At 58.9% G+C, this 23149-nt stretch carries 22 protein-coding genes; 5 read left to right on the top strand and 17 right to left on the bottom strand.

Annotated elements, in window-relative coordinates; all coding sequences use genetic code 11:
* Positions 1 to 106: 106 nt before the first annotated feature.
* On the bottom strand, positions 107 to 583 hold the full coding sequence (locus tag QP093_RS08060; protein ID WP_285016040.1) for a flavodoxin: 477 nt from the start codon (positions 581 to 583) through the stop codon (positions 107 to 109).
* Between the two features lie 287 nt (positions 584 to 870).
* Here QP093_RS08060 and QP093_RS08055 point away from each other — a divergent pair, with 287 nt between their 5' ends.
* Together QP093_RS08055 and QP093_RS08050 are read left to right on the top strand one after the other, a co-directional pair.
* Positions 871 to 1263, top strand: a complete 393-nt coding sequence (locus QP093_RS08055; RefSeq protein WP_285016038.1) for a MerR family transcriptional regulator — start codon at positions 871 to 873, stop codon at positions 1261 to 1263.
* A 55-nt stretch (positions 1264 to 1318) separates the two neighbouring features.
* Positions 1319 to 1615 (top strand): hypothetical protein, encoded by a 297-nt coding sequence (locus tag QP093_RS08050; protein WP_285016037.1) that lies wholly within the window; start codon positions 1319 to 1321, stop codon positions 1613 to 1615.
* On the opposite strand, the gene QP093_RS08045 is transcribed toward QP093_RS08050, so the two are convergent.
* From QP093_RS08045 to QP093_RS10075, 8 genes are all read right to left on the bottom strand, one after another.
* A complete protein-coding gene (locus QP093_RS08045; RefSeq protein WP_285016036.1) occupies positions 1577 to 2632 on the bottom strand; it encodes a S66 family peptidase in 1056 nt (351 codons plus the stop codon). The two genes, QP093_RS08050 and QP093_RS08045, sit on opposite strands and share 39 nt — an antisense overlap.
* A 103-nt stretch (positions 2633 to 2735) precedes the next feature.
* Complete coding sequence (locus tag QP093_RS08040) at positions 2736 to 4577, bottom strand: glycoside hydrolase family 35 protein (RefSeq protein ID WP_285016035.1); 1842 nt, start codon at positions 4575 to 4577, stop codon at positions 2736 to 2738.
* Positions 4574 to 6235, bottom strand: coding sequence for an ABC transporter substrate-binding protein (locus tag QP093_RS08035; RefSeq protein ID WP_285016034.1), 1662 nt, complete (start codon positions 6233 to 6235; stop codon positions 4574 to 4576). The genes QP093_RS08040 and QP093_RS08035 overlap by 4 nt, the downstream gene beginning before the upstream one ends.
* A gap of 34 nt (positions 6236 to 6269) precedes the next feature.
* Positions 6270 to 7103: an ABC transporter ATP-binding protein gene (locus tag QP093_RS08030; RefSeq protein ID WP_285016033.1), complete on the bottom strand. Its 834-nt coding sequence runs from the start codon at positions 7101 to 7103 to the stop codon at positions 6270 to 6272.
* Positions 7090 to 8100, bottom strand: coding sequence for an ABC transporter ATP-binding protein (locus QP093_RS08025; RefSeq protein ID WP_285016032.1), 1011 nt, complete (start codon positions 8098 to 8100; stop codon positions 7090 to 7092). Before QP093_RS08025 ends, QP093_RS08030 begins: the two co-directional genes overlap by 14 nt.
* Positions 8097 to 9044: an ABC transporter permease gene (locus tag QP093_RS08020; protein ID WP_285016031.1), complete on the bottom strand. Its 948-nt coding sequence runs from the start codon at positions 9042 to 9044 to the stop codon at positions 8097 to 8099. The genes QP093_RS08025 and QP093_RS08020 overlap by 4 nt, the downstream gene beginning before the upstream one ends.
* A complete protein-coding gene (locus QP093_RS08015; RefSeq protein WP_285016030.1) occupies positions 9044 to 10114 on the bottom strand; it encodes an ABC transporter permease in 1071 nt (356 codons plus the stop codon). The genes QP093_RS08020 and QP093_RS08015 overlap by 1 nt, the downstream gene beginning before the upstream one ends.
* A 103-nt stretch (positions 10115 to 10217) precedes the next feature.
* Positions 10218 to 12581 carry an ROK family protein gene (locus QP093_RS10075; protein WP_350309984.1) on the bottom strand — a complete coding sequence of 788 codons (2364 nt, stop codon included), beginning with the start codon at positions 12579 to 12581 and terminating at the stop codon, positions 10218 to 10220.
* A 273-nt stretch (positions 12582 to 12854) separates the two neighbouring features.
* Here QP093_RS10075 and QP093_RS08000 point away from each other — a divergent pair, with 273 nt between their 5' ends.
* On the top strand, positions 12855 to 13115 hold the full coding sequence (locus QP093_RS08000; RefSeq protein WP_058237802.1) for a hypothetical protein: 261 nt from the start codon (positions 12855 to 12857) through the stop codon (positions 13113 to 13115).
* The gene (locus QP093_RS07995) at positions 13093 to 13446 is read left to right on the top strand and encodes a zinc-binding metallopeptidase family protein (protein WP_285016029.1); all 354 of its coding nucleotides are present in this window, start codon (positions 13093 to 13095) and stop codon (positions 13444 to 13446) included. Before QP093_RS08000 ends, QP093_RS07995 begins: the two co-directional genes overlap by 23 nt.
* Positions 13447 to 13492: 46 nt before the next feature.
* Here QP093_RS07995 and QP093_RS07990 read toward each other — a convergent pair whose 3' ends face one another.
* The 8 genes from QP093_RS07990 to QP093_RS07955 all read right to left on the bottom strand — a co-directional run bounded on the left by QP093_RS07990 (position 13493) and on the right by QP093_RS07955 (position 22313).
* Positions 13493 to 14140, bottom strand: coding sequence for an endonuclease III domain-containing protein (locus tag QP093_RS07990; protein ID WP_285016028.1), 648 nt, complete (start codon positions 14138 to 14140; stop codon positions 13493 to 13495).
* Positions 14137 to 15054: a LysR substrate-binding domain-containing protein gene (locus tag QP093_RS07985; protein ID WP_285016027.1), complete on the bottom strand. Its 918-nt coding sequence runs from the start codon at positions 15052 to 15054 to the stop codon at positions 14137 to 14139. The genes QP093_RS07990 and QP093_RS07985 overlap by 4 nt, the downstream gene beginning before the upstream one ends.
* Before the next feature lie 134 nt (positions 15055 to 15188).
* Entirely contained in the window at positions 15189 to 16778 is a 1590-nt protein-coding gene (ahpF, locus tag QP093_RS07980) for an alkyl hydroperoxide reductase subunit F (protein ID WP_285016026.1), read from the bottom strand.
* 139 nt (positions 16779 to 16917) lie between these two features.
* Positions 16918 to 17481, bottom strand: a complete 564-nt coding sequence (ahpC, locus tag QP093_RS07975; protein WP_070728220.1) for an alkyl hydroperoxide reductase subunit C — start codon at positions 17479 to 17481, stop codon at positions 16918 to 16920.
* A 648-nt stretch (positions 17482 to 18129) separates the two neighbouring features.
* Entirely contained in the window at positions 18130 to 19272 is a 1143-nt protein-coding gene (locus tag QP093_RS07970) for a hypothetical protein (protein WP_285016025.1), read from the bottom strand.
* Positions 19273 to 19343: 71 nt separating this feature from the next.
* The gene (locus tag QP093_RS07965; protein WP_058237797.1) at positions 19344 to 20087 is read right to left on the bottom strand and encodes a GNAT family N-acetyltransferase; all 744 of its coding nucleotides are present in this window, start codon (positions 20085 to 20087) and stop codon (positions 19344 to 19346) included.
* Positions 20087 to 21307 carry a molybdopterin molybdotransferase MoeA gene (locus tag QP093_RS07960; protein ID WP_285016024.1) on the bottom strand — a complete coding sequence of 407 codons (1221 nt, stop codon included), beginning with the start codon at positions 21305 to 21307 and terminating at the stop codon, positions 20087 to 20089. The genes QP093_RS07965 and QP093_RS07960 overlap by 1 nt, the downstream gene beginning before the upstream one ends.
* A 13-nt stretch (positions 21308 to 21320) precedes the next feature.
* Positions 21321 to 22313, bottom strand: coding sequence for a UTP--glucose-1-phosphate uridylyltransferase (locus tag QP093_RS07955; protein ID WP_285016023.1), 993 nt, complete (start codon positions 22311 to 22313; stop codon positions 21321 to 21323).
* Between the two features lie 49 nt (positions 22314 to 22362).
* Here QP093_RS07955 and QP093_RS07950 point away from each other — a divergent pair, with 49 nt between their 5' ends.
* Complete coding sequence (locus QP093_RS07950; RefSeq protein WP_058237794.1) at positions 22363 to 23091, top strand: 5-formyltetrahydrofolate cyclo-ligase; 729 nt, start codon at positions 22363 to 22365, stop codon at positions 23089 to 23091.
* Positions 23092 to 23149: the final 58 nt, after the last annotated feature.

Below are 23149 nucleotides of genomic sequence, written 5' to 3'. Positions count from 1 at the left end.
TGTGAAGAGAGCTAAAGTTATTACCTCGTTCGATTCCAAAATTGTGCACGCGAGAGGAGCGCAGGTACTGAAGACCAGTATTCAGGCTCACGATCTCACCATTCACTTATGCGTTTGCCCAGTTGCTCAGCTCAGTGTCACTCATCGCTCTGTGGTATCTGATTCCTTTTGCCCAGTTGATATCTGGGTAGTTTGTGCGCAGGTATTCTTCTGCTTCATTTATAGAAGACCTTCCTGATGAGCAGAATAAGCAGATTTTGGTGCCCGACAAGACATGGGTTTGCAGAAATGTGTCAATGACTTTCGGGGGGATTCCCCACCAAATAGGGAATCCCAGATACAACGTGTCCACGCCACTCAAGTCGATGTGATCTTTCAAACTTGGCAGAGGTAGCTGGTCACGTTGTTCCTTATTCGCTCGGCAGTCGTCGACCTGCCAGTCGATGTCTTCCATCGAGTACGGTTCGCCCGCCTCTAACTGTGTGGTCGTTTCTCTGAGGACTTCCTGAAGCCGCGCGGCTGCACTTTCAGTGTGGCCAGTACATGAAAAGTAAAGAATCATTTTTCTACCTTCGCTTTCCATTAACCATAACCGTCTCATTTTTGCTCGTGGGTTTTATTTGTTCATTAGCAGTGGTGAATTCTTCTTCGGTGACAGGGCGTCCCCAGATGACCAGGTTTTCCTCGACGTCTTTCAATGCGACCGCATAGTGAGCCATGGCTGGCTCACTTGTCGCGCCATGCCAGTGGTTTACACCCGCCGGCACCCACACCGCGTCACCGGGTGCTATGCACTGCGCAGCTTCATGTCTATAACCTCAGCATAAAAGTTCAAGTGAACTTGAAGTCAAGGGGATTCAGGAGTCGGCTATGAAAAGAATCGGTGAAGTCGCCAAGGAAACTGGGGTGACCACCGCAACGCTTCGTTTCTATGAATCAGAAAACTTGATATTCCCCGGTCGCTCAGCGTCCGGCATCAGAACATTCAGTGAAGAAGACGTTTCCTCGGTGCATTTCATCCGCCACATGTTGTCCACAGACATGAGCGTCTTAGAGCTACGACGTTACGTTGAACTGCAACGCGAGGGCAATCAAAGAAATAAGTTAGTGAAGATAGTGCGGGCGCACAGGGAAAGAATCACTAACCAGATCGAAATCCTGAACCGTAATCTCCGTCTCGTTGACCGAAAAATCGAAATCTACGAAACTGACGGAAACGAGGAAGACCTTTTCGACCTCTTTCGTTCTAACAGCTGTGAATAGTTACCACAATGGCATAGGGGATCACTTCAGGTGTAGGAATTTGATGAGGAGCCACATGAATCGAGCAGAATTCCTGAAAATGATGGCTGCTGGCCAGGCACTCACACCCGGAAGTGAAGCCACGGAGTTCATGCATGCCCGCGCAGTCCAGACCCGGCTTCTGTGTCAGCAGCTGAACTCAGGGGTGCACAGCGCCGAGCAGCTCTGCGACATCATTCAGCAGATCACCGGCGAACCTGCCAATCCAACACTTAACGTGGTGACTCCCCTGACTATCGACTGCGGCATCAACCTGCATTTTGGCGAGGGAGACTCACACGGATGCGAAATGTGCAATCACCGCGCCCGCTGACGGGTCAAGCGTGATTTCACCACCATAGGGCAGGACAAGTTGCGGTCGCGTATGGCCAAACGGCAACCCGATACACACCAGCAGGTCGCGCGTGTAGTCAACGATGTTGGACAGAAGGTACTCGGTGTAGGCCTCGCGGCGAGCCGTGACCACAGCTTCCGGCTCGTCGGGCATCTCGCGATTACGCACCACAGGACGGGCGAACACCAGACCTGCGGCGGCGTCCAGATACCCACGCTCCCCCATCGCGCGCACCCAGCGTCCCACATAATCCGGCGGTGGCAGCATTTCGGATGTCTCCAGCAGAAGAATCGCACCTTCGAGTTCACGCGCCGCCGGCAGACGGTCCGCGAGCGCCAGCTGATCGATCACTTCCATGCAGCCGCCCCAGGTGCGCCCTCGTACAAGTGCGTCAGGGCCGATAAACTCGAGGGGAATTGCGCTTTCTCGTCGGACAGGCTCAGTCAGTGCCTGTGGCGTCGACCAGTCCCACCCGTAGTCCTCACTGTCTTCAGGCATGGGCAAGGGCAGGTCTTCCTGACCAAAAAGCGCTGCACGCACCGTTGCCAGGTGCTCGCTATCCACACCAGGGCCACTTCCGAAATGCACCATGGAGGCGCCACCGTGATATGACGCGATTCCGTTGCGCCACAACCAGTTCAGGATATTTGTGTTGTCACTGTATCCGAACACCGGTTTCGGGTCACGTCGGGCCAGAACAGGGTCAAGGAACCGGGTGATCCGTATCTGATCGTCGCCGCCCACGGTGGTGAAAATGGCGCGGATCTGCGGATCAGCAAGTGCGGCATTGAAGTCCCTAGCGCGATCAGCTGGTGACGCATTCATTGCCGCCGTGGTGGGGTATTCAACCACTTCCACATTCAGCAGCTCTTCCATGCGCGAGACCGCCTGGCGGTGAACCTCCGGGAAATAAGCCGGTGCCGCCCACGCAGGTGACAGCAGTGCCACTTTGTCGCCAGGCCCTGCAGGAACAGGTGCCGAAATCTGGTGTGCCATGGTTGCCATCGTAGAGCCACCGCGGGCACCTCTCCATGCACTCAGGCCCTGGCTGCGCCGAGCCAGGGCCTGAGATGTGTCCGCACCAACGGTTCCAGTGCTTCTAGTCCTCCGTGGTGAACAGCGGATGGTCGATAAGTGAGACCGAGGGGTGCTCACATTCCAGATCCAGCACGGTGATCCGATGTCTGCCGGGTTTGAGCAGCGGCGACGGGACGTACAGTGCGTGCTGTGGCCCGATATTCCAGAAACGCCCCAGGCAGAAGTCATCAATCCAGGCGATGCCGTGACCGCATTGCGATACGTCCAGGTAGGCGTCCGCCTCGTCCTCGACGTCAAATGCCGCCGAGGCAAGAACTGGCAACCCGGCCGAAGCGCTGTGCTCAGAATTCGCCCCGTTCGCTTCCTCGCATGCGGCAAGGAGCGATTCTGGCGAAAGCGAGACAACCTGCCAATTGTTCAGGAAACGCACCCCGTACCAGATTCCTCGAACGACTCCCTTAGGATCGCCCAGGTGGGGGCCAAAGTTCACACGCCCCAGGTTCTCGACGAGTATTTCCAGCTCAATCGTTGTCCCCTCGAGCGATTGCCTCTCCGCAACATCGCCCAGCGCAGGCTCCAGCGATATTTCCTGGTCAGGATTGTTGCGATCAGCAACTCCCAGGAAGACCCCATTACCCCACACGTAGGCCCTGTCGTGCAGCTCCATGAACCGAAGCGGCACAATGGCGCCGTCAGACCAGGGGAAGACCGTGATCTCGCGTTTGAGCAGCTGGAATCCCAGGTCGATTTCCGCTTCTTCAAAGGTGGGAACCCACGGCCAGCCTTCACCTTCACTGCGCCACAAGGGCAGTGTGCGCAGGTTGTGGGAATGCTCGAGCTGCAGATCCAGGCGCGGCTGCATTGTGGGATTTTCCGTGATCCCCAGGCGTTCGCGTTCTGCCTCGTAATCGGGAAGATCCCGGTAGCGTGCGATCGTCTGTCGGTAGGCGTGGAATTTTGCCGTGAGCCTTCCGTCTTCAGCAATGGGAGCGTCGTAGTCGTAGCTGGTCGTGGTCGGCTGGTAGTCCTCCGCCTGGTTCGCACCGGCCCACAGGCCAAAGTTGGTGCCTCCGTGCGCCATGTAGAAATTGACACTCATGCCGTGCGAGAGCATGAAATCAAGTTCGTTCGCACAGTCCTGGGCGTCTCTGTCGTGGTGGGGTTCTCCCCAATGGTCAAACCACCCGTTCCAGAACTCCATGCACATCCCCGGCCCGCCGTCTGTCCACTGAGACAGCACGGGGAGGACCTGTTCAGCTCGCGACCCGAAGTTACCGGTCGGATACGCGCCCTCCACGGTTCCGGCAGATAGCCACAGGGAAGCGCCACCATCGCTCGTCACCAGGAGTTCATCGATCCCACGATCGGTGACCATATCGCGCATAATCGCGAGGTATTGCGCGTCATCCCCCCATGAACCATATTCGTTTTCCACCTGGACGGCAACGACGTTGCCACCCCTGTTGGATTGGCGCTGCGCCACAATCGGGATGAGCTGATCGAACCAGCGGGACACTTCCGCCAGGAACTTCTCATCGCGGCAGCGCAGCCGCAGGGATGTGTCGTGCGTCAACCACGACGGCAGGCCGCCGTTTTCCCATTCGGCACAAATGTAAGGCCCTGGTCGCACAATCGCGTCCAGGCCAAGCTCCGCCGCAATGTCGAGGAAGCGGCCGAGGTCTCTGCCACCTTCAAATGACACAACCCCGGAAGCCGGGGCGTGAAAGTTCCACGCCACATATGTCTCGACGGTATTGCAGCCCATCAGGGCCAGCCGCTTGAGACGGTCTTCCCACAAATCCGGGTGCACGCGGAAATAATGCAGTGCGCCGGAAATGATGAGATGCTGTTCATTGCCGCGCAGGAACTGCGCGCCCCGCACTTCCAGTGTTGATCGCGTCATGATGATTTCAGATTCAAAATAGTGAGAATAGCGTCTGCCGGCAAGGTGTTATTCGGTACCCAGGTAGTTTCTCCCTGAACAGGCCAGCCTGTCCACCTCATCGAGTTGAGCTCGGCTTTCCAGCCGGCAGTTGCTGTGGCGATGAACGGGGCCTCCTCAGCCAGGATCTCCTGTGCTTCGACAGCCAGCTTCTTGAATGCCTCATCCGTGCTTCCCGGTGGGAATTCTCCAAGCTTGACGCCGATCTCATCGAGACGCTCGTTCTTGAAGAACATCTCGTTGCCGTCGTTCTTTTCTCCAGGCGTTCCGACGCGCGCCGAGTCAAAGTGCGTAACGATGTCCGTGATCTGCAGACCCTGCGTCGGGCTCGAGGACATCATGCCGTAGTCGCCCGATTCGACCAGCTGAGAAAATGGCTGGTCAGCCAGCTGGTTGATTCCCACTGTCAGGCCGAGGTTCTGCTTCCACTGGTCAGCTAGGATCTGCGCCGTCAGCACCCATTCGGTGTAGGGCTGGTAGACATCATATTGCAGCGTGTAGGACTGTCCGTTTTTCACCAGATTGCCGTCGACAACCTCCCATCCGGCGTCAGCCAGATCTTTCTTGGCGGCTTCGACATCCAGCTTTGCTTCCTGACCACTCGCGAGGATATCTCCGTACACGCTGGGGTCAAGACCAGCCTTCGTCGGCACTGAGTATCCAACGTTGACAGCCTTCGCGGCAGCTTCCAGGTCAATCGAATCGCGCAGCGCACGCCTGACTGCGGGATCGTCGTACGGTGCTTTCATCGTGTTGAAGACGATTCCGTCGCTGGTGCCCACCGGGTAGAAGGTATAGCTGAAGTGCTCGGGGTCCTTGCTGACGTATTCTTCATCAGCGTTTTCCCACCCGGCCGTGCCGTAGTCAATTGTCCCCTTCTTCAGGGCGTCCTTGGCGGCGTCAGCACTCATGGCCATGATCTTCACGGTCTTGACGTCAGTGGATGTGTCACCCCAGTAGTCGTCGCGCATCTTCAGTGTCAGCTGCTGAGGCGAGAAGGAATCAAGGACGAGGGGACCCGTCCCGATCGGCTCAGGGTTGGTGAAGGTAGCCGGATCCTCGTCTTTCCACACGTGCTCCGGAATGATCTGGCGCTTTGCGAATGAAACCAGGTCAGCGAACGCCGGTTCGTCGTACACGACCTTCACATGAGTGTCGTCGATAGCGCTGACTTGCTTGAATGGGTAGTACGCCTTGGTCTTTCCGTCGATCACGAGCTGCCAGGTGAACGCCACATCCTTCGCGGTGAATGGTTCACCGTCGCTCCACGTCGCATCGTTACGCAGGGTGAATGTCAGTTCTGTTCCATCCTCATTGAATTCCCATGATTCAGCAAGGAAGGGAAGAACCTCGCCAGCCTTGGTGCGATCAAGACGAACCAACGGCTCATAGAAGAACGCTGTGCCCGGCGTAACCGCAGTTGCTGTCGGGGAGAACAGGTTGAAGTTCTGACTCCAGGTGGTTCCGCCCCAGCCGGCAATCTTGACCTCGGAGCTCGATGCGTCTCCGGAGGCACTCGATGATGCCCTGTCTCCCTTGTCGAAGGAGCACCCCACGCCGGTCAGCGTCACCGCTGACAACAGGCCGACTGCCAGTGCTCGTCTCCATCTCCTCATCATTGTGTGACCTTTCTGGTACGTAGTTGGATTTCTTTTATCGTTTTTTCGTTCTCTTGACTCGCCTGCTCGGATCCGGTGCAGCGCCAATCAGAACCCGCGTATAGTCGTGCTCAGGTTCGTGCACAATCTGTTCAGTCTGGCCCACTTCAACCAGCTTCCCGTGGTACATCACGGCCATCCGGTCAGACAGGTATCGCGCACTGGCGATGTCGTGCGTGATGTACAGGATGGACACGCCACGTTCATGACGCAGCTCATCGAGCAGATTCAGCACACCGATTCGTATCGACACGTCCAGCATCGACGTGGGTTCATCTGCCAGCAGCACAGACGGCTCCACAGCCAACGACCGCGCGATGGAGACGCGTTGCCGCTGCCCACCGGACATGGAACTGGGATACCGGTCGATGAACTCTGAGGCAGGAGTCAGATGCACGGTTTCCAGCAGTTCCAGTGTTCGCTGCTCGACTTCCTGCCGACTAGTGGCGCGGCCATGCAGTTTCAACGCTCTGCCGATGATGTGACGCACCGTCTTCAGGTTGTTGAGCGAGGCAAACGGGTCCTGGAAGATCATCTGCACCTGCCCGTAGTACTCAATAGGCTTGATGCGGTTCGGCCCGCTGAGGTTCACCGTCTTGCCGTGCAGCAAAATCTGCCCGGAATCGATGTCACCGAGGAGGGCAAGGGCACGCGCCAGCGTCGTTTTTCCAGATCCCGATTCACCGACGAGGGCGACCACTTCACCCTTGTGCAGCTCGAGGCTGACATGATCGCAGGCAGTGACAGTGCTGCGTCCACCTGATTGTGCCTTGCCTTCAAAGGTGACGGTCACATCTTCAGCGGCGAGAACCACTTCAGTTTCGGGCATGGTCGTTCCTCCTCTCCACCATGACGGGGCAGGCCACTGAGCGCCTACCGCCAAGTTCAATCAGAGCGGGCGGTTTTTCCTCGCACCGCGCTTCTCTGAATTCACAGCGCGGCGCAAAGGGGCAGCCTGGTGGCAGATTCAACAGGTCGGGAGGGGTGCCAGGAATCTCGTGGAACTTACGCTTGGGCTGGGTCAACGAGGGGAAAGCATCCCGCAGACCACGCGAATACGGGTGGATCGGGTCATCTGCCAGGTCCTCGCCATCAGCAATTTCAATGAGCTTGCCGGCATACATGATTGCGATGCGATCAGCGATCTCGAGGAGCAACGACAGGTCGTGCGTCACGAAAATGACCGAGAATCCCAGCTTTTCCTGAAGTGCCAGAATCTCGTCGAGGATCTGGCGCTGCATGACGACATCGACGGCAGTGGTCGGCTCATCCATCACGATCAGTTCTGGATCGCATGCCAGCGCCAGCGCGATCAGTGAGCGCTGCCGCATCCCTCCGGACAATTCATGCGGGTAACGTGTCATGGCGTCAGGGCCAATGCCAACATCTTCCAGCAGCGACACTGCGCGTTCCTGGCGAGCCTTCTTATCCATCCTGGGATTATGGACTGCCAGCACGTCATCGAACTGTTTGCCCAGACGCATCACCGGGTTCAGGCAGGCCATCGCCGACTGCATCACGATTGACAGATCAACCCACCTCAGGGGGCGGATCTGGTCCTCACTGGCACGCGCCAGATCGATGACCTTTCCGTCTGGGGAATAGTAGCGAATTGCGCCAGATGCGATAACGGCGGGCGGTTTCTGCAACCTCATTATCGCTGTCAGAAGCGTCGATTTTCCGGAAGCTGATTCACCAGCCACGCCCAGGATCTCGCCTCGATGCAGCGTGAAGCTGACGTCGTTGCACGCCCGCGCATCGGCGTCAATACCAAGATAGTCGACGCACAGGCTGTCAACTTCCAGCAGTTTCACTGGCTCTGTCATGAGGTCACCGTCCCTGTATCTGCGCTCCACATCACGGGCTGATCGCTGGATCGAATCTCTCGGTCACGTTTCCTGTTGAACTTGTGGGTGATGCTCGTCAATCGTGCGTTCAGTGAGGGGTTCGTGATTTCATCCAGACCGAAGTTCACCATTGCCGTCGCAAAGCCGATCAGGGCGATACAGATACCTGGTGGCAGGAACCACCACCACATGCCGCGCAGCAATGCGCCCTGCTGTTGTGCCTGCCCGATCTGCATACCCCAGGACATTCCGTTTGTATTTCCAATACCTAGGAATGCGAGGGAGGATTCAGCGAAAATGCCAGCCACCAGAGCACGCAGGAACATTGCCGAAATGATGCCGCCCAGGTGAGGCACGATTTCGACCATGACGATTCGCCACCTCTTTTCTCCGATTGAACGCAGAGCCGCAGTGAAGTCTCTGTTGCGAAGAGAAAGCGTTTGCGAACGGATGACTCGCGCACCACCGGGCCACTCCAGGAAGCCGATAATTAGGGCGATCATGACGATCCCGGCATTGTTGATGTAGCCGGCGATGATGAACATCAGTGCAAGGCTTGGGAGGGTCATCAGCACGTTCACGAAAGCCATCGTCACCTTGTCGATCAGGCCGACTGAGTATCCCGACCATGTTCCGACCAGGACAGCGATCACCGTTGCCAGAAGACCGGAAATCAAACCGACGAATACCGATCCGCGCGCGCCTTTCACCGTCTGCGCAAATACGTCCTGTCCGGCAAGGTTCGTGCCCAGAAGGTGTTCGCTGCTTGGCGCTGACCCCATGTTTTCGTAGTCGACGGCTGCCGGGTCCAGGTTCATCACTGTGGTAATGAACAGTTCACCGAAAATCGCAACGATCAGGAAGAAGATCAGGACAGAAATTCCGACCTGTACTTTGCGGCTTGAGAGAAATTGCTTGAGCATCAGTTCTCCCTCGTTCGAGGATCGAGAACCACGTACAGGGAATCTGCAACGAAGTTAGCGATCAGGACGGCAAAAACAATCATGAGGAAGATGTTCTGCATGACTGGATAATCCTTCGCGAGGATCGACTGCAGCAGCAGGTAACCGATCCCGGGGTAGGTGAAGACGATTTCACTGAGGACGACACCACCCACGATGCCTCCCATTGCCATGGCCAGATTCGTAATATTCGGCAGGAGCGCGTTACGCGCCGCGTAGCGGAACAGCACGGTTCGCTCGGGCAATCCCTTTGCTTTTGCCAGCGTGACGTAGTCTTCCGAAATCGTGGTCACCATCATGTTTCTCATAGAGAAAAGCCATCCGGCAAAACCGATCAGGATGAGGGTGAATGCGGGCAGTGCGCCATACCGCAGCACGCTCATAACGAAGTAGAAGTTATTGATGTCGAAAGGAACATCGGGGTCATATCCACCTGCACCAGGGAACCAGTTCAACTGGAAAGAAAAGACCCACAGCACGACCATCGATACCCAGAATGCTGGGAATGATGAGAACAACGTTGAAGCGGGAGTGAGGATGTTGTCGAGGCGCGATCCCGGGTTCCAGCCGACGATGGCTCCCAGAGCAGTTCCCACGAGCCAGGCGAGTAAAGTTGTCACACCTACCAGCAGGACGGTCCACGGCAACGCACCACTGATGAGTTCTCCCACGCTGGTCGGGTATCGCATGACGGAGATACCGAATTCGCCGTGCAGGACGTCCCAGATGTAGGTCAGGAACTGTTCCACGATGTTCTTCTGCGGATCGCCGTAGAGGGAATACATCGACTGAACCTGTTCTGCACTGAGCTTGGTTCCCGTTTGTTGTTCGATCTGGCGGGTCAACGTGACCACCGGATCGCCGGGCATGAAGCGCGGAATGGCAAAGTTCAAGACGACTGCCACAAAAGCAGTGACGACATAGAATCCCAGGCGTTTGAGCAGATAGACCAGCCCGCTTGGACTGTGTCGTTGCCGTGTCTTTTCCGCAGCGGCAACTTCTTCTACGGAAGCGACTCCTTCTCGAGACATCGGCACCCTCCCTTGGGTTACGTAGTCGATTCTTCACGCTACAAGTTGTGAGTATTACTTATATACGATCTTGGGATAATAGCGCGGCTCAGTTCAGTAGCCGTTATTTCACCTGGTTGTGATTGAAATAAGCAACAAGGTGTTCAGGAAGTTCGGGGATGTGGCGCGGCTCGTTCCCCTCGCGCAACGAACTCGTTGCCTGGATGCCGGCAGCCACCGCGTACCATGCTCCCAAAGGCGATGTGTCGGTCACCGCGTCGTGGGCAACGAATCGGAGGAACTCGTCAACAATCAGCTTGTCGGCGTCTCCATGCCCCTTCTCATCACCGATGATGGGGAACTGCTCGTCACCATCAGGGTTATAGATCGTGCGCTTATTCCACAAGCTGATGTGCCCGCCCTCGCCGTCACCGAAGTTTTCCAGACGCCCTTCGGTGCCGATCACCGTGTAGTTTCGCCAGTAATCGGGCGAGAAGTGGCATTGCTCGTATGAGGCCAGGACACCAGATTCCATTCGCATCAGCATCATGGACACGTCTTCGACATCGATAACGGCGTTCAAGCCCTTTTGGGTCATGGGCGGCCAATTGTCGAGGGAATACCAGTCGTGCATGAGCTCGTTGGAATGATCGCCGCGGTCGGTGATCTTGTCGTATACCATCAGGTCGCCCATTGCGACGACGTCTGTCGTGTGAGAGTCGGCCAGCCAGTGCATCACGTCAATGTCGTGTGCGGCTTTCTGCAGCAGCAGCCCCGTGCCGTGCTCACGCGTGGCGTGCCAGTCCTTGAAGTAGAAGTCGCCGCCTGCGCCCACGAAGTGTCGGCACCAGATCGTCTTGACTTCACCGATTCGCCCCGCGCGGATCAGATCACGCATGGTGCGCACGACGTTCATGTGGCGCATATTGTGACCGACGTACAGCTTCGATCCAGTTTCATATGCCGTCTCCAGGATGCGTGTGGCATCGTCAAGGTGGATGGCGAGCGGCTTTTCAACGTACACGTCGATTCCTGCCTTGAGCAGTTGACACGCGATGTCGGCATGGGTGTCATCTGGTGATGTCACAAATGCAACGTCAACGTCGCATTCAATGAGCTCGTCGACTGCTTCGCATACGGCAATCGAGTCCGGGTCCCGCTTGAGCTGTTTCTCGACGCGTTCGCGGCGCTGCGGATGCGGTTCACATGCTGCGACGATCTGCGCCGGAACACTGGCATTTTCGGCTCCCAGAGCCAGAGGGGCGCGAGCCCCGATCCCCACAACGCCGACTCTCAGTGGCGCAGATGAACTGGATGTGTGCTGAGTCGTCAACGTCGTATGCCTCCTGTTGAGTTGAGCTGACAGAATTGAGTGAAGGTGATGGAGCGTGGGCAGCTGCGAGGACCCTTCCCCGAAGAGGTGGCGATCTGCGTCCAGCAGTGCCCATGCGACGGCGCCAATTGAGGCGCAGGCCGTGCCGTAGGGAGATTCTTCGATTCGAAGATCAGGTGCGGATTCAGGGCGCAGACTGGCAAGTTTCCTCTTGATTGCTGCCATGACTTGCGTGGAGTTGGCGGGAAGGCCTGCAATGACGATGGTTCGCGGATCGACCACCACCCCCAGCGGTCCGATTATGCCGGCCAGTCGTTCTCCCCATTGGGCGTAGGCACGTTCGAGGGAGGCTCTGTCCTGCGGTGAATCCTGGGTGCCGACCTGATTGCGGGCAACGGATTCCTCCACGAGGGGCGCGTCCACCACGTCTGTGATTTCACCGGCATTGAATGAGCAGCCTCGGTGGAGTTGTCCTTTGAGGATCAGCCCCGTGTGGATGCCCAACTGGCAGTTCACGAACAGCAGGTCGTCATCGGCGGCAAGTTTTCCGTCGCTGACGCGAGTCACAAATTCACCCATTGCCGCAGCGTTGATGTCATTTTCGATTCGAACCGGGCATTCCAGATCGCGGCGCAGGGCATCACCGAATGGAAAGCCAGCCCACGATGGGATCAGGTCTGAACGAACAATCGTGCCCTGGGCATCAATGACACCGGTGGTGGAGACGACGCAGGCGTGAACGGGTCCCCATTGGGGCCGCAGCTTTTCAATGAAGCGGGTGATGAGCGCCTCTACCTCGCGGTAGCGTTCCTGCCCGCTTTGCGCCTTCAGCTGAGCTACACGCGATTGGATGATGGAGCCGGACATGGAGATCGCGCTGATGGCCATTGTCCGTTGAAGCAGATCCACGCCCACAGCGAATCCTGCGTGGGGCGCCAGAGTGAATACGCGTGCCGGCCTGCCACCGTCAACGACGCTGCTTTGCTCAACGATCATTCCGCGTGCAGCCAGGCCTTCCAGGATCGGCGTCACGGTCGGTCGCGTCACGCTGCAGGCTTGAGCGAGCTGGGAATGGGTGGCGCCGCCTTGACGCAGCACGTTGATTACGTCCAGGGCACGCCGGTCTCCGCGCTCTGAACTACGCCGAGTGCTCATACTGCGTCCTCACTGCCTCATTGCCACGTCTTTCATGGGCATTATTGCGATGGACGTTCGCCCATCTCCCTTATGAAAGCCACTAATAAAAGTGAATATTAGAACGTGGGACCCATCGTGTCAATCTCACGACGCCTCGAGCGTGCACCTGCCCCGGATACGTTGGAACGCTCAGTGATCAGACAGATAATGCACTCAGAGGCCTTTGCAGGCATCCGGGCGACGAGTCCCGCGCATGTGAGCCGCTGCCACCAGCTGCAAAGAGGAGGACATATGTCTCACGTTCAGCACATCGCCGGCCGGTACGCCGATATTCACAAATGGCAAGAAGACCTGCGTGCTGACCTTCACCGCCATCCCGAAGTGTCGATGGAAGAAGAACGCACCAGTCAGACGATCATTGACGAGGTAACCGCCCTGGGCCTTGATGCCACCCGAGTGGGCCCGACCGGCGTGGTGAGCGTCGTTGCCAACGGTGACGGGCAACCCGTGCTGGCACGCGCACACATGGATGCGCTGCCCGCGCGCCCCTGAATCTGAGTACTACGACCAGTTCCCTCTGACCGTCAACGACCGCGACACGCATGATCGCGTCCGAACACCGTTCGACGCGTTCTTTGAGGACGGCGTTGTGGGTGATGGCGATCCGGTGACAGCGTCGGAGGACTTCTCCCGCATTCCCGGCGCCTGGGATGCGCCGTACCTGTACTGGAACGTGACGGGAACCGTGGATCCCAGCACGAGCGCTGAGCCGCTCGCAGCTCATCACTCGCCGTTCTTTGCGCCCGCCATGCAGCCCACATTGCAGGTCATGACGCAGGCGCACATTGTGGCGGCACTGGCCTACCTGGACACTGACCAGTAGGGCTCACGCGTCGGCCCGAGCACGAGCACGCATGCCCTGCGCTGCTTCAACCGCCCTGCGACACCTCAAGCGTGGGATAGAACGCCTCCCATCCGCCGCAGGATCGAGCCTTCTTGCCTGCTTCAACAATGAGCCCATGAAAGTGGGCCAGTTCAGGTGTCGTGAAGTCACCCTCGTCAATGAGGGGCTGAAGAGTGCGACGCGCGGCTTCGTAGCTGCGAGGCACGGCCCACCTGGCGGCGCTCAGGAACCGGCGCGCATACAGGTCCCAGATGAATACGGGACGCTCATAGCCGTACAGCACGATGTCGTCGGCGGTTTCAGGGCCGATCCCCTTCAAGGCGATGAGGCTCGCGCGCAGTTCGTCGGTCGGCAACCGGGTGTGGGACGCGTCGTCGAGGAACCAGCGTGCTGCACGGATGAGGGTTTCGGACTTGGCGCGCATGAAGCCGCTGGGACGGATCAGGCGTTGCAGGTCGGCAGATGCAGTGGTCGCCAGTTTCTGCACCTCGAGCAGGCCGGCTTCGCGCAGATTTGCCAGAGAATACTCCACGTTGCGCCACGCCACATTCTGCGTCAGGACGGCACCCACCACGATCTCGAAGCGGGTGTCGGCCGGCCACCATTGACCGGCGTCAATGCGCCTGCACAGCGCGTCAAAAAGCGCTCGCGCCGAGGGAGCGGCCGATGTCACTGCTCCTCCGTTGCATGAGAGACAGGTGCGACCAGTGAGCTGATCAGGTCAGCAATGGTGGCGTTGAGCTCGTCCAGCGGGCTGGATCGACGCCATACCAGGTTGATGGAGCGGTAGGGGCGCGGCGGGCAGAACTCGCGAAGAACCAGACCGTCGGGTTGCGCGATCGGAGGGATCGTCGCCAGCCGAGGCAGCAGCGTCACTCCGCTTCCGGCTGCGACCATGTAGCGCAGCGTCTCGAGCGACGTGGCGCGGAAGGCTGACTGGCGGGCACCGACTTTTTCGCAGATGCTGACCGTGCTGCGACGCATGCAGTGTCCTTCTTCAAGCAGAATCACCTCATGATCGGCCAAATCGCCCAAGTCAACGGGCGTGGTTTGCTCGCCTAGGGCTGACGTGCTCGAGGTTGCTAGCACGAAATCCTCGTCAAAAAGGTGCGCCACGGTCAGGCCCGACTCCGCAGACGTATCCGCCAGAACAGCCGCGTCAATTCTGCCGGATGCAAGCGCGTCCATGAGTGCGAGGGATTTTTCCTCGACGAAATGGGCGGTCAGGTCTGGCAGCGCTTTCCCAAGTTCGGGCGCAAAGCGCGGCAAAAGGTAGGGTGCAATCGTCGGGAATACGCCGATGGTGACGGTGGCGGCCAGAGGATTCGATCCGCTGCGACCGACCTGCTCAATGTGGTCCAGGTCAGTGAGGATGCGACGCGCATAGTAGACAACGTCACGGCCAACCGGGGTGATCAGCACCTGCTGCGTTCCGCGTTCAACCAGCTGGGCTCCCAATTCCTCCTCCAGCTTCTTGACCTGCGCTGACAGCGTCGGCTGCGAAACGTGAGCACGCTGAGCAGCACGCGTGAAGTTCCGCTCCTCATCCAACGCGACAAGATACTCCAGGGCCCGAACGTTCCTCACCTTGACGCACTCCTTCCTGATGTGTGATCCGCTGAGCAGGCGGTGGATCCCCATCACCAACATGGCGAGCCCGAATCGCCTGGCTCAGTTCCTGCTCAGCGTGATCACATTTTTCGCTGCCGCCTGGTCGCGACCTAGTCGTGGTGCGGGGCGCGAATCAGGTAGTTGAACGCACTCAGTGCGGCGGTGGCGCCGGAGCCGAATGCCGTCACGATCTGCTTGTATGGTTCATCTGTGCAGTCACCGGCAGCAAAAATCCCGAGCACGTTGGTCTTTCCTTCGCGATCTGTCACAACCTCACGCCGGTCGCTCAGTTCCACCTCTTCGGGAAGCCACTGCGTGTTCGGAACCAGGCCGATCTGGATAAAAATGCCGTCCGTGTCGACCGAGCGCGTCTCGCCGCTTGCACGATCTTCATATGCCAGGGCAGTCACTTTCTGACCGTCACCGATCACTTCAGTGGAGCGTGCTCCGACAATGACATCAACATTGTCGAGGGCGTCCATCGCATCCAGTAGCACTCGGTCAGCTTTGAGCTGATCTAGGAATTCGACTACGGTGACGTGGCGCGCGACGCCGGCCAGGTCGATAGCCGCTTCGATACCGGAGTTTCCGCCGCCGACCACAACGACGTCCTTGTTCTTGAACAGTGGACCATCGCAGTGCGGGCAGAAGGACACGCCCTTATTGCGGTATTCCTCTTCGCCGGGTACACCCAGAGTTCGCCACGTCGCACCGCTGGCCACGATGACGCTCCTGGCGCGCAGGTGCCCGCCTGAACGTGTCATCACGGTATGCAGCGGATAGTCTCGCGAGTTGTCATCAGCACTGACCGCAGCGATTTCGAGGCGATCGGCCCACTGCGGCACATACACATCGATGTCGTACTGGTTGATGTGTTCAGTCAGATCGGCAGCCAGCTGAGAACCTGTTGTGTGCACCTGAGAGATGGCGTTTTCAATACTTTCGGTTTCCACCACCTGGCCACCGCGGTGATCCATCACCATTGCGGTGCGGATACCCTTGCGAGCGGTGTAGATGGCAGCTGACGAGGCGGCCGGCCCTCCGCCGACAATCACCACGTCGTAGGGTTCTTCCTGATTCATCTGGTCAACCGCGGCCTGGGCGCCGCCCTCGTCCAGCATGGAAACAAAGTCGTCGAGTGTCGTGCGACCGGAGGAAAACATCTCGTCGCCCTCGAATGTGACGGGCACACTCATGATTCCGTGGTTTTCGACCTCGCTTTGGAAAGCGCCGCCTTCAACTGCGGTGTGGCGAATCGAGGGATTGATGATGGAGATCGTGTTCAGTGCCTGCACGACTTCCGGGCAGTTTTGGCACGTGAGCGACATGTAGGTCACGAACTCGCGCGGGCCTTTGATGCGCTGAATGGCCTGGCGTTGCTCGTCGGAGATCTTGGCGGGGTGACCGCCGACCTGCAGAAGCGCCAGGACAAGTGAGGAGAATTCGTGACCCAGTGGCAGTCCCGCGAACCTCACCTCGACATCCGTACCGATGCGGCGAACGGCGAAGGATGGTGTGCGAGGGTTTGCCTCGTCGGTGAGGGTAATGTTCTCACTCTTGGCAGCTATTTCCTCCAGCAGCTCCCGTACCTGCGCCGACAGATCGGAGTTATCCAGGCTTGCAGCGAGTTCAATCGGCGCTACTACTTTGGTCAGCAGCTGCGACAGTTGGGCGGAAAGCTGGTCATTCAAAACTGGCATGGCGTTACGTGCCTTTCACAAAATTGCGGACGCGGGAGGGCAGGTGTCGCCCTCGTGATGCGCCAATCCCGCACCGACGCGTTCTCACGTGCGGCGAGAACTTACGTGTGCGGGATGGCGTGACGTTCAGTGATGCGGGTCAGATCTTGCCGACGAGGTCCAGGGACGGAGCCAGCGTCTCTTCGCCTTCTTCCCACTTCGCGGGACACACTTCGCCCGGATGCGCGGCGACATACTGAGCTGCCTTGACCTTGCGGATCAGTTCAGCTGCGTTGCGGCCGATTCCCTCCGAGGAAACCTCGAAGAACTGGATAACGCCGTCTGGATCGATGAGGAAGGTGGCGCGGTCAGCCAGGCCGACGCCTTCGCGCATGTTCTCGAAGTTGTTGGTCAGTTCACCTGACGGATCACCGATCATGTAGTACTTGATCTTGGCGATTGTGTCGGATGCTTCGTGCCATGCCTTGTGCGTGAAGTGCGTGTCGGTGGACACGGAGTAGACCTCAACGCCCAGTTTCTGCAGCTCGTCGTAGTAGTCTGCGAGGTCGCCCAGCTCGGTCGGGCACACGAAGGAAAAGTCAGCTGGGTAAAAGAAGAAAATGGCCCATTTGCCGAGGACATCCTGTTCGGTCAGTTCAACGAATTCGTCCTCTTTGAACGCTGTGGCCTTGAAGGGGCGGATCTGGGTGTTCATCAAGTTCATGGTTCTCCTATCCGAGTTTCGCCAACCGCTCACGCACATGACGAGCATGTCGAACGGTTTCTCACAACACTCTCAGTATAGACCAAACCAATGCAACTTACCACTTCAATAGATTTCCTCTATCACATGGTGTACGACCGCTAGTGCGGGAGGTCTGATTAGCTGCAATGCAGCGACGGGATAGCGTAACGCTGTACAGGAATGGCGCGATGCACCGCCAGGATGGATACGTCCGTATAAGACAAGCAGGTGTCTGCGCACATTCCCCTAGATCTTCGGGATCTTCGTGCACATACCCCTAGATCTTCCGCCAATTGTGCACATACCCCTAGTTCTAAAGCCCACCACGCCTCTCGAAATTTCCATCATGCGTCCTGACCAGCGAAAACAGAAAACAGTACGCAGACGGGAGGCTTAGATCTAGGGCTTCGTGCAAAAAGAAGCGTAGATCTAGGGGATTGTGCAGCTGGAAAGTTTAGATCCAGGGAGTTGTGCATGCCGAGCGCGATTTTCAGACCCGCAAACTCAACAGGCTTTGCCGGGGCGACTCTGCCGGGCACGCTGCACTGCCGAATCGGCAACTCCATCGGACGCGACGCGCTACCAGGACGACATCAACATGAGCGATGCAGCGCCGAAGCAGCACAGTTATTGAGCGCGACGAGACTCCAGAACCGCGTCCAGATCGAACACGACATCCGCCTGAGCGGCGACCTCTTCAGTCGAACGCATCTGCTGACCGGAAGATGAGCTCGCGTGGATAGGACGCCCTCGGACATCGGAAGGAACCTGAGGGATGCCTCGCAAATCAGTATCGGCGTGCACCACTCGGCCGGTAATCTCCTGGCGTGATGCGTAGGTCGGTGCAGGGATGCGCTGGACGGACCATGAGCGCTGCGTCTGGGCGACATCGCGGGTCGCCTGGTCGAGTCGTGCGTCCTCGTCATCAACACTGTGAGACGCCTGCGCCTCGTCGTCGACACGTTGGATTTCGGTCGACGCGTCGGCTCCAAGGGCTTCATCCGGCCCCTCGTCGGTTGCCGTTTCAGACGCAGGAGCATGCTCCACAGTCTCAGAGGCGACGGGCGAAGGCGCGGAATTGCGGCGTGCCGAGGTGCCACGCGTCAGCTCCATAATCCGCTTTTCTTCGGCTTTACCAACGCGCTGGGAACGAATGGCGCTCCAGCGTGACACGCCAAGGCCAGCAGCAAGTGCCGCCGCGGGAATCAGAACCCATGCCCATGACATCGTGGTCAGCGCTGCAATCAGCATCATCAGCACAGTGATTGCTGCACACACCCCACTGAGGATCATTCGGCGCTGACCTGCTGCCTTCTCACTGGCAATACGTGCCGCGCGTCGTGCACGCAGGCGCGACAGTTCGCGGGTGCGCACATAGTCTCGTTGCGCGTGGATCGTCCCGTCGGGTCGACGTGCGGATCGCGATTCGTCAGCCATGGTGTCTCCTCGATGACCACGAAGGTGAGCAGGTTGTTGGGTGGCCGGCAGCGCCGGGCGCGCGTGGTAGTCATCCGCTCCAGCAGCATCATCGGATTGCAGCGCCTGATGCGCCAACAACGGTGTCGAGCCGCAGTGCGAATTGGCGGTGGATGAAGTATCGCCACTGTGATGGCGCAGTGCCGATTCCTCATCAATCAGACGCATCCTGGGCGAGAATCGGTCAGCCTCGCGGGACTGAGTGATCGCCGTGCGTCGGTCAACAAGGTGCGGCACAATCACGACGATCGTGATCGCGATTGCCATCACAACAATGATTCCACCGTACTCCACGTATTAACGCTACGGCACGGGCTGCCAAAAACAGGTTCTGACGCGCGCGCCGGCGCCAAATGAGAGGCGAATCAGGTCAGCGTCAGCGGCATTTTCCACACGGATTGGACGATGCCGCCCTCGGGCCAGGATTCCGTATCCAAAGCGAAGCTGACGTGATCAGCCCACCTGCCCGCAATGCACATGTAACGCTTCTTGTAGCCCTCTTCACGCAACCCGATTTTTCGACACAATCCCAAAGATCGATCATTTTCCGGCCGGACGTTGACCTCCACCCGGTGCAAGCCCAGCTCACCGATCATCAGGTCGATGACGCCAGCCACGCACAGCGCACCCAGCCCCACCCCAGCGGCTTTCCTGACCATCCAATAGCCGAGGACGCCCTGACACATCGCCCCCCACTGAACATTGGAGACGGTGATCAAACCCAGCGGTTGACGGTCGCATTCGACCATCATGACAAGGCTCGTTCCGCGCTTTTGCTGCCTGTCGACCTGGCGCTGATAGGTCCAGATGTCGGGGAGTTCCTCTGTCGATCCGACCGGCAGCGTCGCCTCCCAGGGTTTGAGCCACGCAGAATTCTCGGCACGCGCTTTCTCGATGCGAAGATGATCGCTACCGTAGGCCGGACGGATCACAACACTGTCCCCGAGCTTCACGGCGCTATCACGCCCCGTTCGCGCAGCGCTCCCCGTCGCCCCGATTCTCGAGGCACTGCCATGCGGCCTGATCAGAGCGCGACCCACAGGATCGTCGATGCGAATCGTCAGCTCATCGGGGTGGCGTCCCCAGATCCGCGGCCTGCCGAACAGCATTAATCAAGCACCATGCACTGCAGGGCGTCACCGGCACGCACATTCGTGACCTCTTCGGGCACGACCGCCAGTGCGTTCGATTCAGCCAGTGCGGACAGCAATAGCGCTGCAGGTGATCCCATGATTTTGGCCTGGTATCCGGTTCGAGGCGACCCCGTCAGTCGCACGCGGACAAATTCGCGTCGCCCTCGTGGTGAATACCATGAGCGATCCACGCGAGCCTGCACGCTCGGCCTGCTCAGTGTCGTCCATCCCTGCATCTGTCGAAGGGCAGGACGCACATACACTTCGAAACACACCTGCGCGGATACAGGGTCACCGGGCAGGCAGAAGATCGGAGTCGCGTCATCTTCGTCACCGACGGTTCCAACTCCGAGGATATGCCCGGGCCATGCGGCCACATTGTCAAAGCGCACCGTGCCCAGCGCGCCGAGCACTTCGCGCACCGTATCGCCTGAGCCATACGAGATGCCGCCGGTCGTGATGATGAGGTCAGCGCGAACCAGCTGGTCCTGGATCGTTTCGCGCAGTGCCTGACGGCCATCAGGAACGGCTGCCACGCGGAAGGTTTGAGCACCCGCATCCGCCACAGCGGTGGAAAGGGCATGCCCGTTGGCATCGAACACCGTGCCGGGTCGTGCCTGTTCACCCGGCTCCACAAGCTCGTCACCAATCGACAGGATCACCACTCGTGGGCGTGGATGCACTGTCACTCGTGAGCGCCCCACGCCGGCCAGAAGCGCTACCTGGCGTGCACCTACACGCGTGCCGTGACGCAGAACCACGTCCCCCTCGACCACGTCTTCGGCGCGACGCCGGATGTTCTCACCGCGCGCCGGCTGGGTGCGCACGGTCACTTTAGCCATACCGCGATCCGTAAAATCCAGTGCGATCACCGCATCTGCACCTGTGGGCACCGGCGCTCCCGATGCAATGCGGATGGCAGTTCCCGGCACCAGCGCGGCCGGGTCAACATCTCCAGCCTTGACTTCCTCGGTGACCGGCAGGGTCACCATACTGTCCGGGCGCGCCCCTTCGAGGTCAGACGATCGCACGGCGTACCCGTCGCATCCGGCCAGATCCGCTACGGGAAGGTCGAAGCGGGCCTGCACGTCTTCAGCCAGCACGCACGACACAGCATCAGCGAGCTGGACTTCCAGCGGCGGCTGCTGGCCAACAGTTGACAGGCAGTCTTGGTAAAACTCTGCGACCGAACGCATTCAGGTTGTCCCTTCAGTGGTGCTCGGGTGACGTGCTGTCAGAATCGTCGAGGGCGTCCCCCGGCTGTGTTGCCATGAGCTCTTCCAGGAACGAGCGTACTCCGGGTCCCAGTTCCGGGTCCTCCAGCGCCAGTTCAATGGAGGCGGTGAGGTAGCCGAGTTTGTCTCCGGTGTCGAAGCGGCGGTCATCCAGAACCAGGCCAACTACGCCACCTCCTTCTTCGGCTGGCACGTCGATGAGTCGGGCATATGCGTCGGTGAGCTGGTATTCACCACCGTGACCGGGTTCGATATTTTCCAGTTCCGTGAAGATACGCGGATTGAAGACGTAGCGGCCCACCACGGCGTATTCGCTGAGCACCTCATCGACCGGGGGCTTTTCGACAACCTTGTTGAGGCGGAACAATGTGCCTTCCTCAATGTCGATGGGCAGGCCTTCCGGAATCGGCATCGGGGTGACGTCAACAGAGGCATAAGCGGTTGCCTGTTCGGGTGTGACACGCATGAGTGCGACAACCGATCCACCGATCGCCGTGCGGATCGCGAGCATTTTCTCCAGCAGGCGGGACTTTGGGTGCATCAAATCGTCCGGCAGCATGACGGCAAAAGGATTGTTACCGACGTGGAAGCGTGACTGAAGGACGGCATGTCCCAGCCCCAGCGGATGTCCCTGGCGCACAGAGTGCATGCGCGCGAGGTGCTCATATTCGCGCACGATCTTGAGCAGTGATTCCTTGTGAGAGGCCTCCAGCGCCGCCTCCAGGCCGGGATCTGCGTCGAAGTATTCCTCGATGGCATCTTTGCCGGTGCGAGTGATGATCAGCATGTCTTCAATGCCGGCTCGAGTGGCTTCGCGCGCAATATATTCAATGGATGGTCGGTCAACGACCGGCAGCATTTCTTTGGGCACAGACTTCGTTGCCGGCAAGAATCTCGTTCCGCGTCCAGCTGCTGGGATCACGGCGTGACGCACGCGCGCGTGACGAGTGGGCTCAGTTTCGCTCATGTCTGCCACAGTATCCTAAGTAGGAGATGTTCAGTGCTCAGGAGGGGCCATGTTGCACGAAAAAGCTCCACTTCGCGCCAGAATTCGCGCCCAGCGGCGTGACAGGCGCGCCCGGTGGGATGCACTCCCTGCCCGCGAAGCCGATGAGTTGCGCCGGCGGGAGCAACGCGGACTGGTCCGCTCGTGGCTGCAGGCCTGTCACGCGCTCGGAGTGGGGTGTCCTCACCTCCCGGCACTGTTTGTTCCAACCACCACCGAGCCGGATGTCTCAGCCATCGTCACTGAATCGGGTCACTGCTTCCTGCCTGTTGTCGTTAACCGGCAGGGGCGTGCACTGGACGAACCTGCGTGGGGCTGTATTGATTTTCCTGATGCCAGCACATCTGCCTGGTCATCATTGACGACTGACCGTCTGGCAGCAGTCCTCGACCAGCCTTCTGCACGCTGGCCTGCCCAGCCTCATCTCTCCGATGCGCCCTATGCCGAACTTCCTGACAGCGTCGACATTGTATTGCTTGCGGGCCTGGCCGCCGACCTTTCGGGCACGCGCCTGGGCCAGGGCGGCGGGTGGTATGACCGGGCCTTAAGTAGGTGGAACACGGATCACGCTGAGAGATCGCCGCAGGAAAGCGCACTGCCTGTGAGGCGCCGCGCTCCACTGGTCATCGCACTGTTCGATGAAGAGGTGTGGGATACAGGCACCTTGCCTGTCGATCCTCACGATGTCGCCGTAGACGCGATTGTGACACCCACACGCATGGTGATGCTGACTCGCTGACGCCCGCGACACAGCCCCACCTGTCAGTTCACATACCTGATGAGGACGCAGAGCAGGC

The sequence above is a fragment of the Pauljensenia sp. UMB10120 genome, assembly GCF_030212035.1.
Classification (GTDB): Bacteria; Actinomycetota; Actinomycetes; order Actinomycetales; family Actinomycetaceae; genus Pauljensenia; species Pauljensenia radingae_A.
This window is presented reverse-complemented; position numbering and strand designations above follow the sequence as displayed.

Excerpts from the sequence above, each read along its gene's own strand:
- QP093_RS08055 (WP_285016038.1), top strand. The coding sequence starts at position 871 with ATGAAAAGAATCGGTGAAGTCGCCAAGGAAACTGGGGTGACCACCGCA.
- QP093_RS07960 (WP_285016024.1), bottom strand. The coding sequence starts at position 21,307 with ATGCGTTCGGTCGCAGAGTTTTACCAAGACTGCCTGTCAACTGTTGGC.
- QP093_RS07950 (WP_058237794.1), top strand. The coding sequence starts at position 22,363 with ATGTTGCACGAAAAAGCTCCACTTCGCGCCAGAATTCGCGCCCAGCGG.
- QP093_RS08060 (WP_285016040.1), bottom strand. The coding sequence starts at position 583 with ATGGAAAGCGAAGGTAGAAAAATGATTCTTTACTTTTCATGTACTGGC.
- QP093_RS08020 (WP_285016031.1), bottom strand. The coding sequence starts at position 9,044 with ATGCTCAAGCAATTTCTCTCAAGCCGCAAAGTACAGGTCGGAATTTCT.
- QP093_RS08045 (WP_285016036.1), bottom strand. The coding sequence starts at position 2,632 with ATGGCACACCAGATTTCGGCACCTGTTCCTGCAGGGCCTGGCGACAAA.
- QP093_RS10075 (WP_350309984.1), bottom strand. The coding sequence starts at position 12,581 with ATGAGCACTCGGCGTAGTTCAGAGCGCGGAGACCGGCGTGCCCTGGAC.
- QP093_RS07965 (WP_058237797.1), bottom strand. The coding sequence starts at position 20,087 with ATGCTGTTCGGCAGGCCGCGGATCTGGGGACGCCACCCCGATGAGCTG.
- QP093_RS08025 (WP_285016032.1), bottom strand. The coding sequence starts at position 8,100 with ATGACAGAGCCAGTGAAACTGCTGGAAGTTGACAGCCTGTGCGTCGAC.
- QP093_RS07955 (WP_285016023.1), bottom strand. The coding sequence starts at position 22,313 with ATGAGCGAAACTGAGCCCACTCGTCACGCGCGCGTGCGTCACGCCGTG.
- QP093_RS08000 (WP_058237802.1), top strand. The coding sequence starts at position 12,855 with ATGTCTCACGTTCAGCACATCGCCGGCCGGTACGCCGATATTCACAAA.
- ahpC (WP_070728220.1), bottom strand. The coding sequence starts at position 17,481 with ATGAACTTGATGAACACCCAGATCCGCCCCTTCAAGGCCACAGCGTTC.
- QP093_RS08035 (WP_285016034.1), bottom strand. The coding sequence starts at position 6,235 with ATGATGAGGAGATGGAGACGAGCACTGGCAGTCGGCCTGTTGTCAGCG.
- QP093_RS08050 (WP_285016037.1), top strand. The coding sequence starts at position 1,319 with ATGAATCGAGCAGAATTCCTGAAAATGATGGCTGCTGGCCAGGCACTC.
- QP093_RS07995 (WP_285016029.1), top strand. The coding sequence starts at position 13,093 with ATGCGCTGCCCGCGCGCCCCTGAATCTGAGTACTACGACCAGTTCCCT.
- QP093_RS08015 (WP_285016030.1), bottom strand. The coding sequence starts at position 10,114 with ATGTCTCGAGAAGGAGTCGCTTCCGTAGAAGAAGTTGCCGCTGCGGAA.
- QP093_RS08040 (WP_285016035.1), bottom strand. The coding sequence starts at position 4,577 with ATGACGCGATCAACACTGGAAGTGCGGGGCGCGCAGTTCCTGCGCGGC.
- ahpF (WP_285016026.1), bottom strand. The coding sequence starts at position 16,778 with ATGCCAGTTTTGAATGACCAGCTTTCCGCCCAACTGTCGCAGCTGCTG.
- QP093_RS08030 (WP_285016033.1), bottom strand. The coding sequence starts at position 7,103 with ATGCCCGAAACTGAAGTGGTTCTCGCCGCTGAAGATGTGACCGTCACC.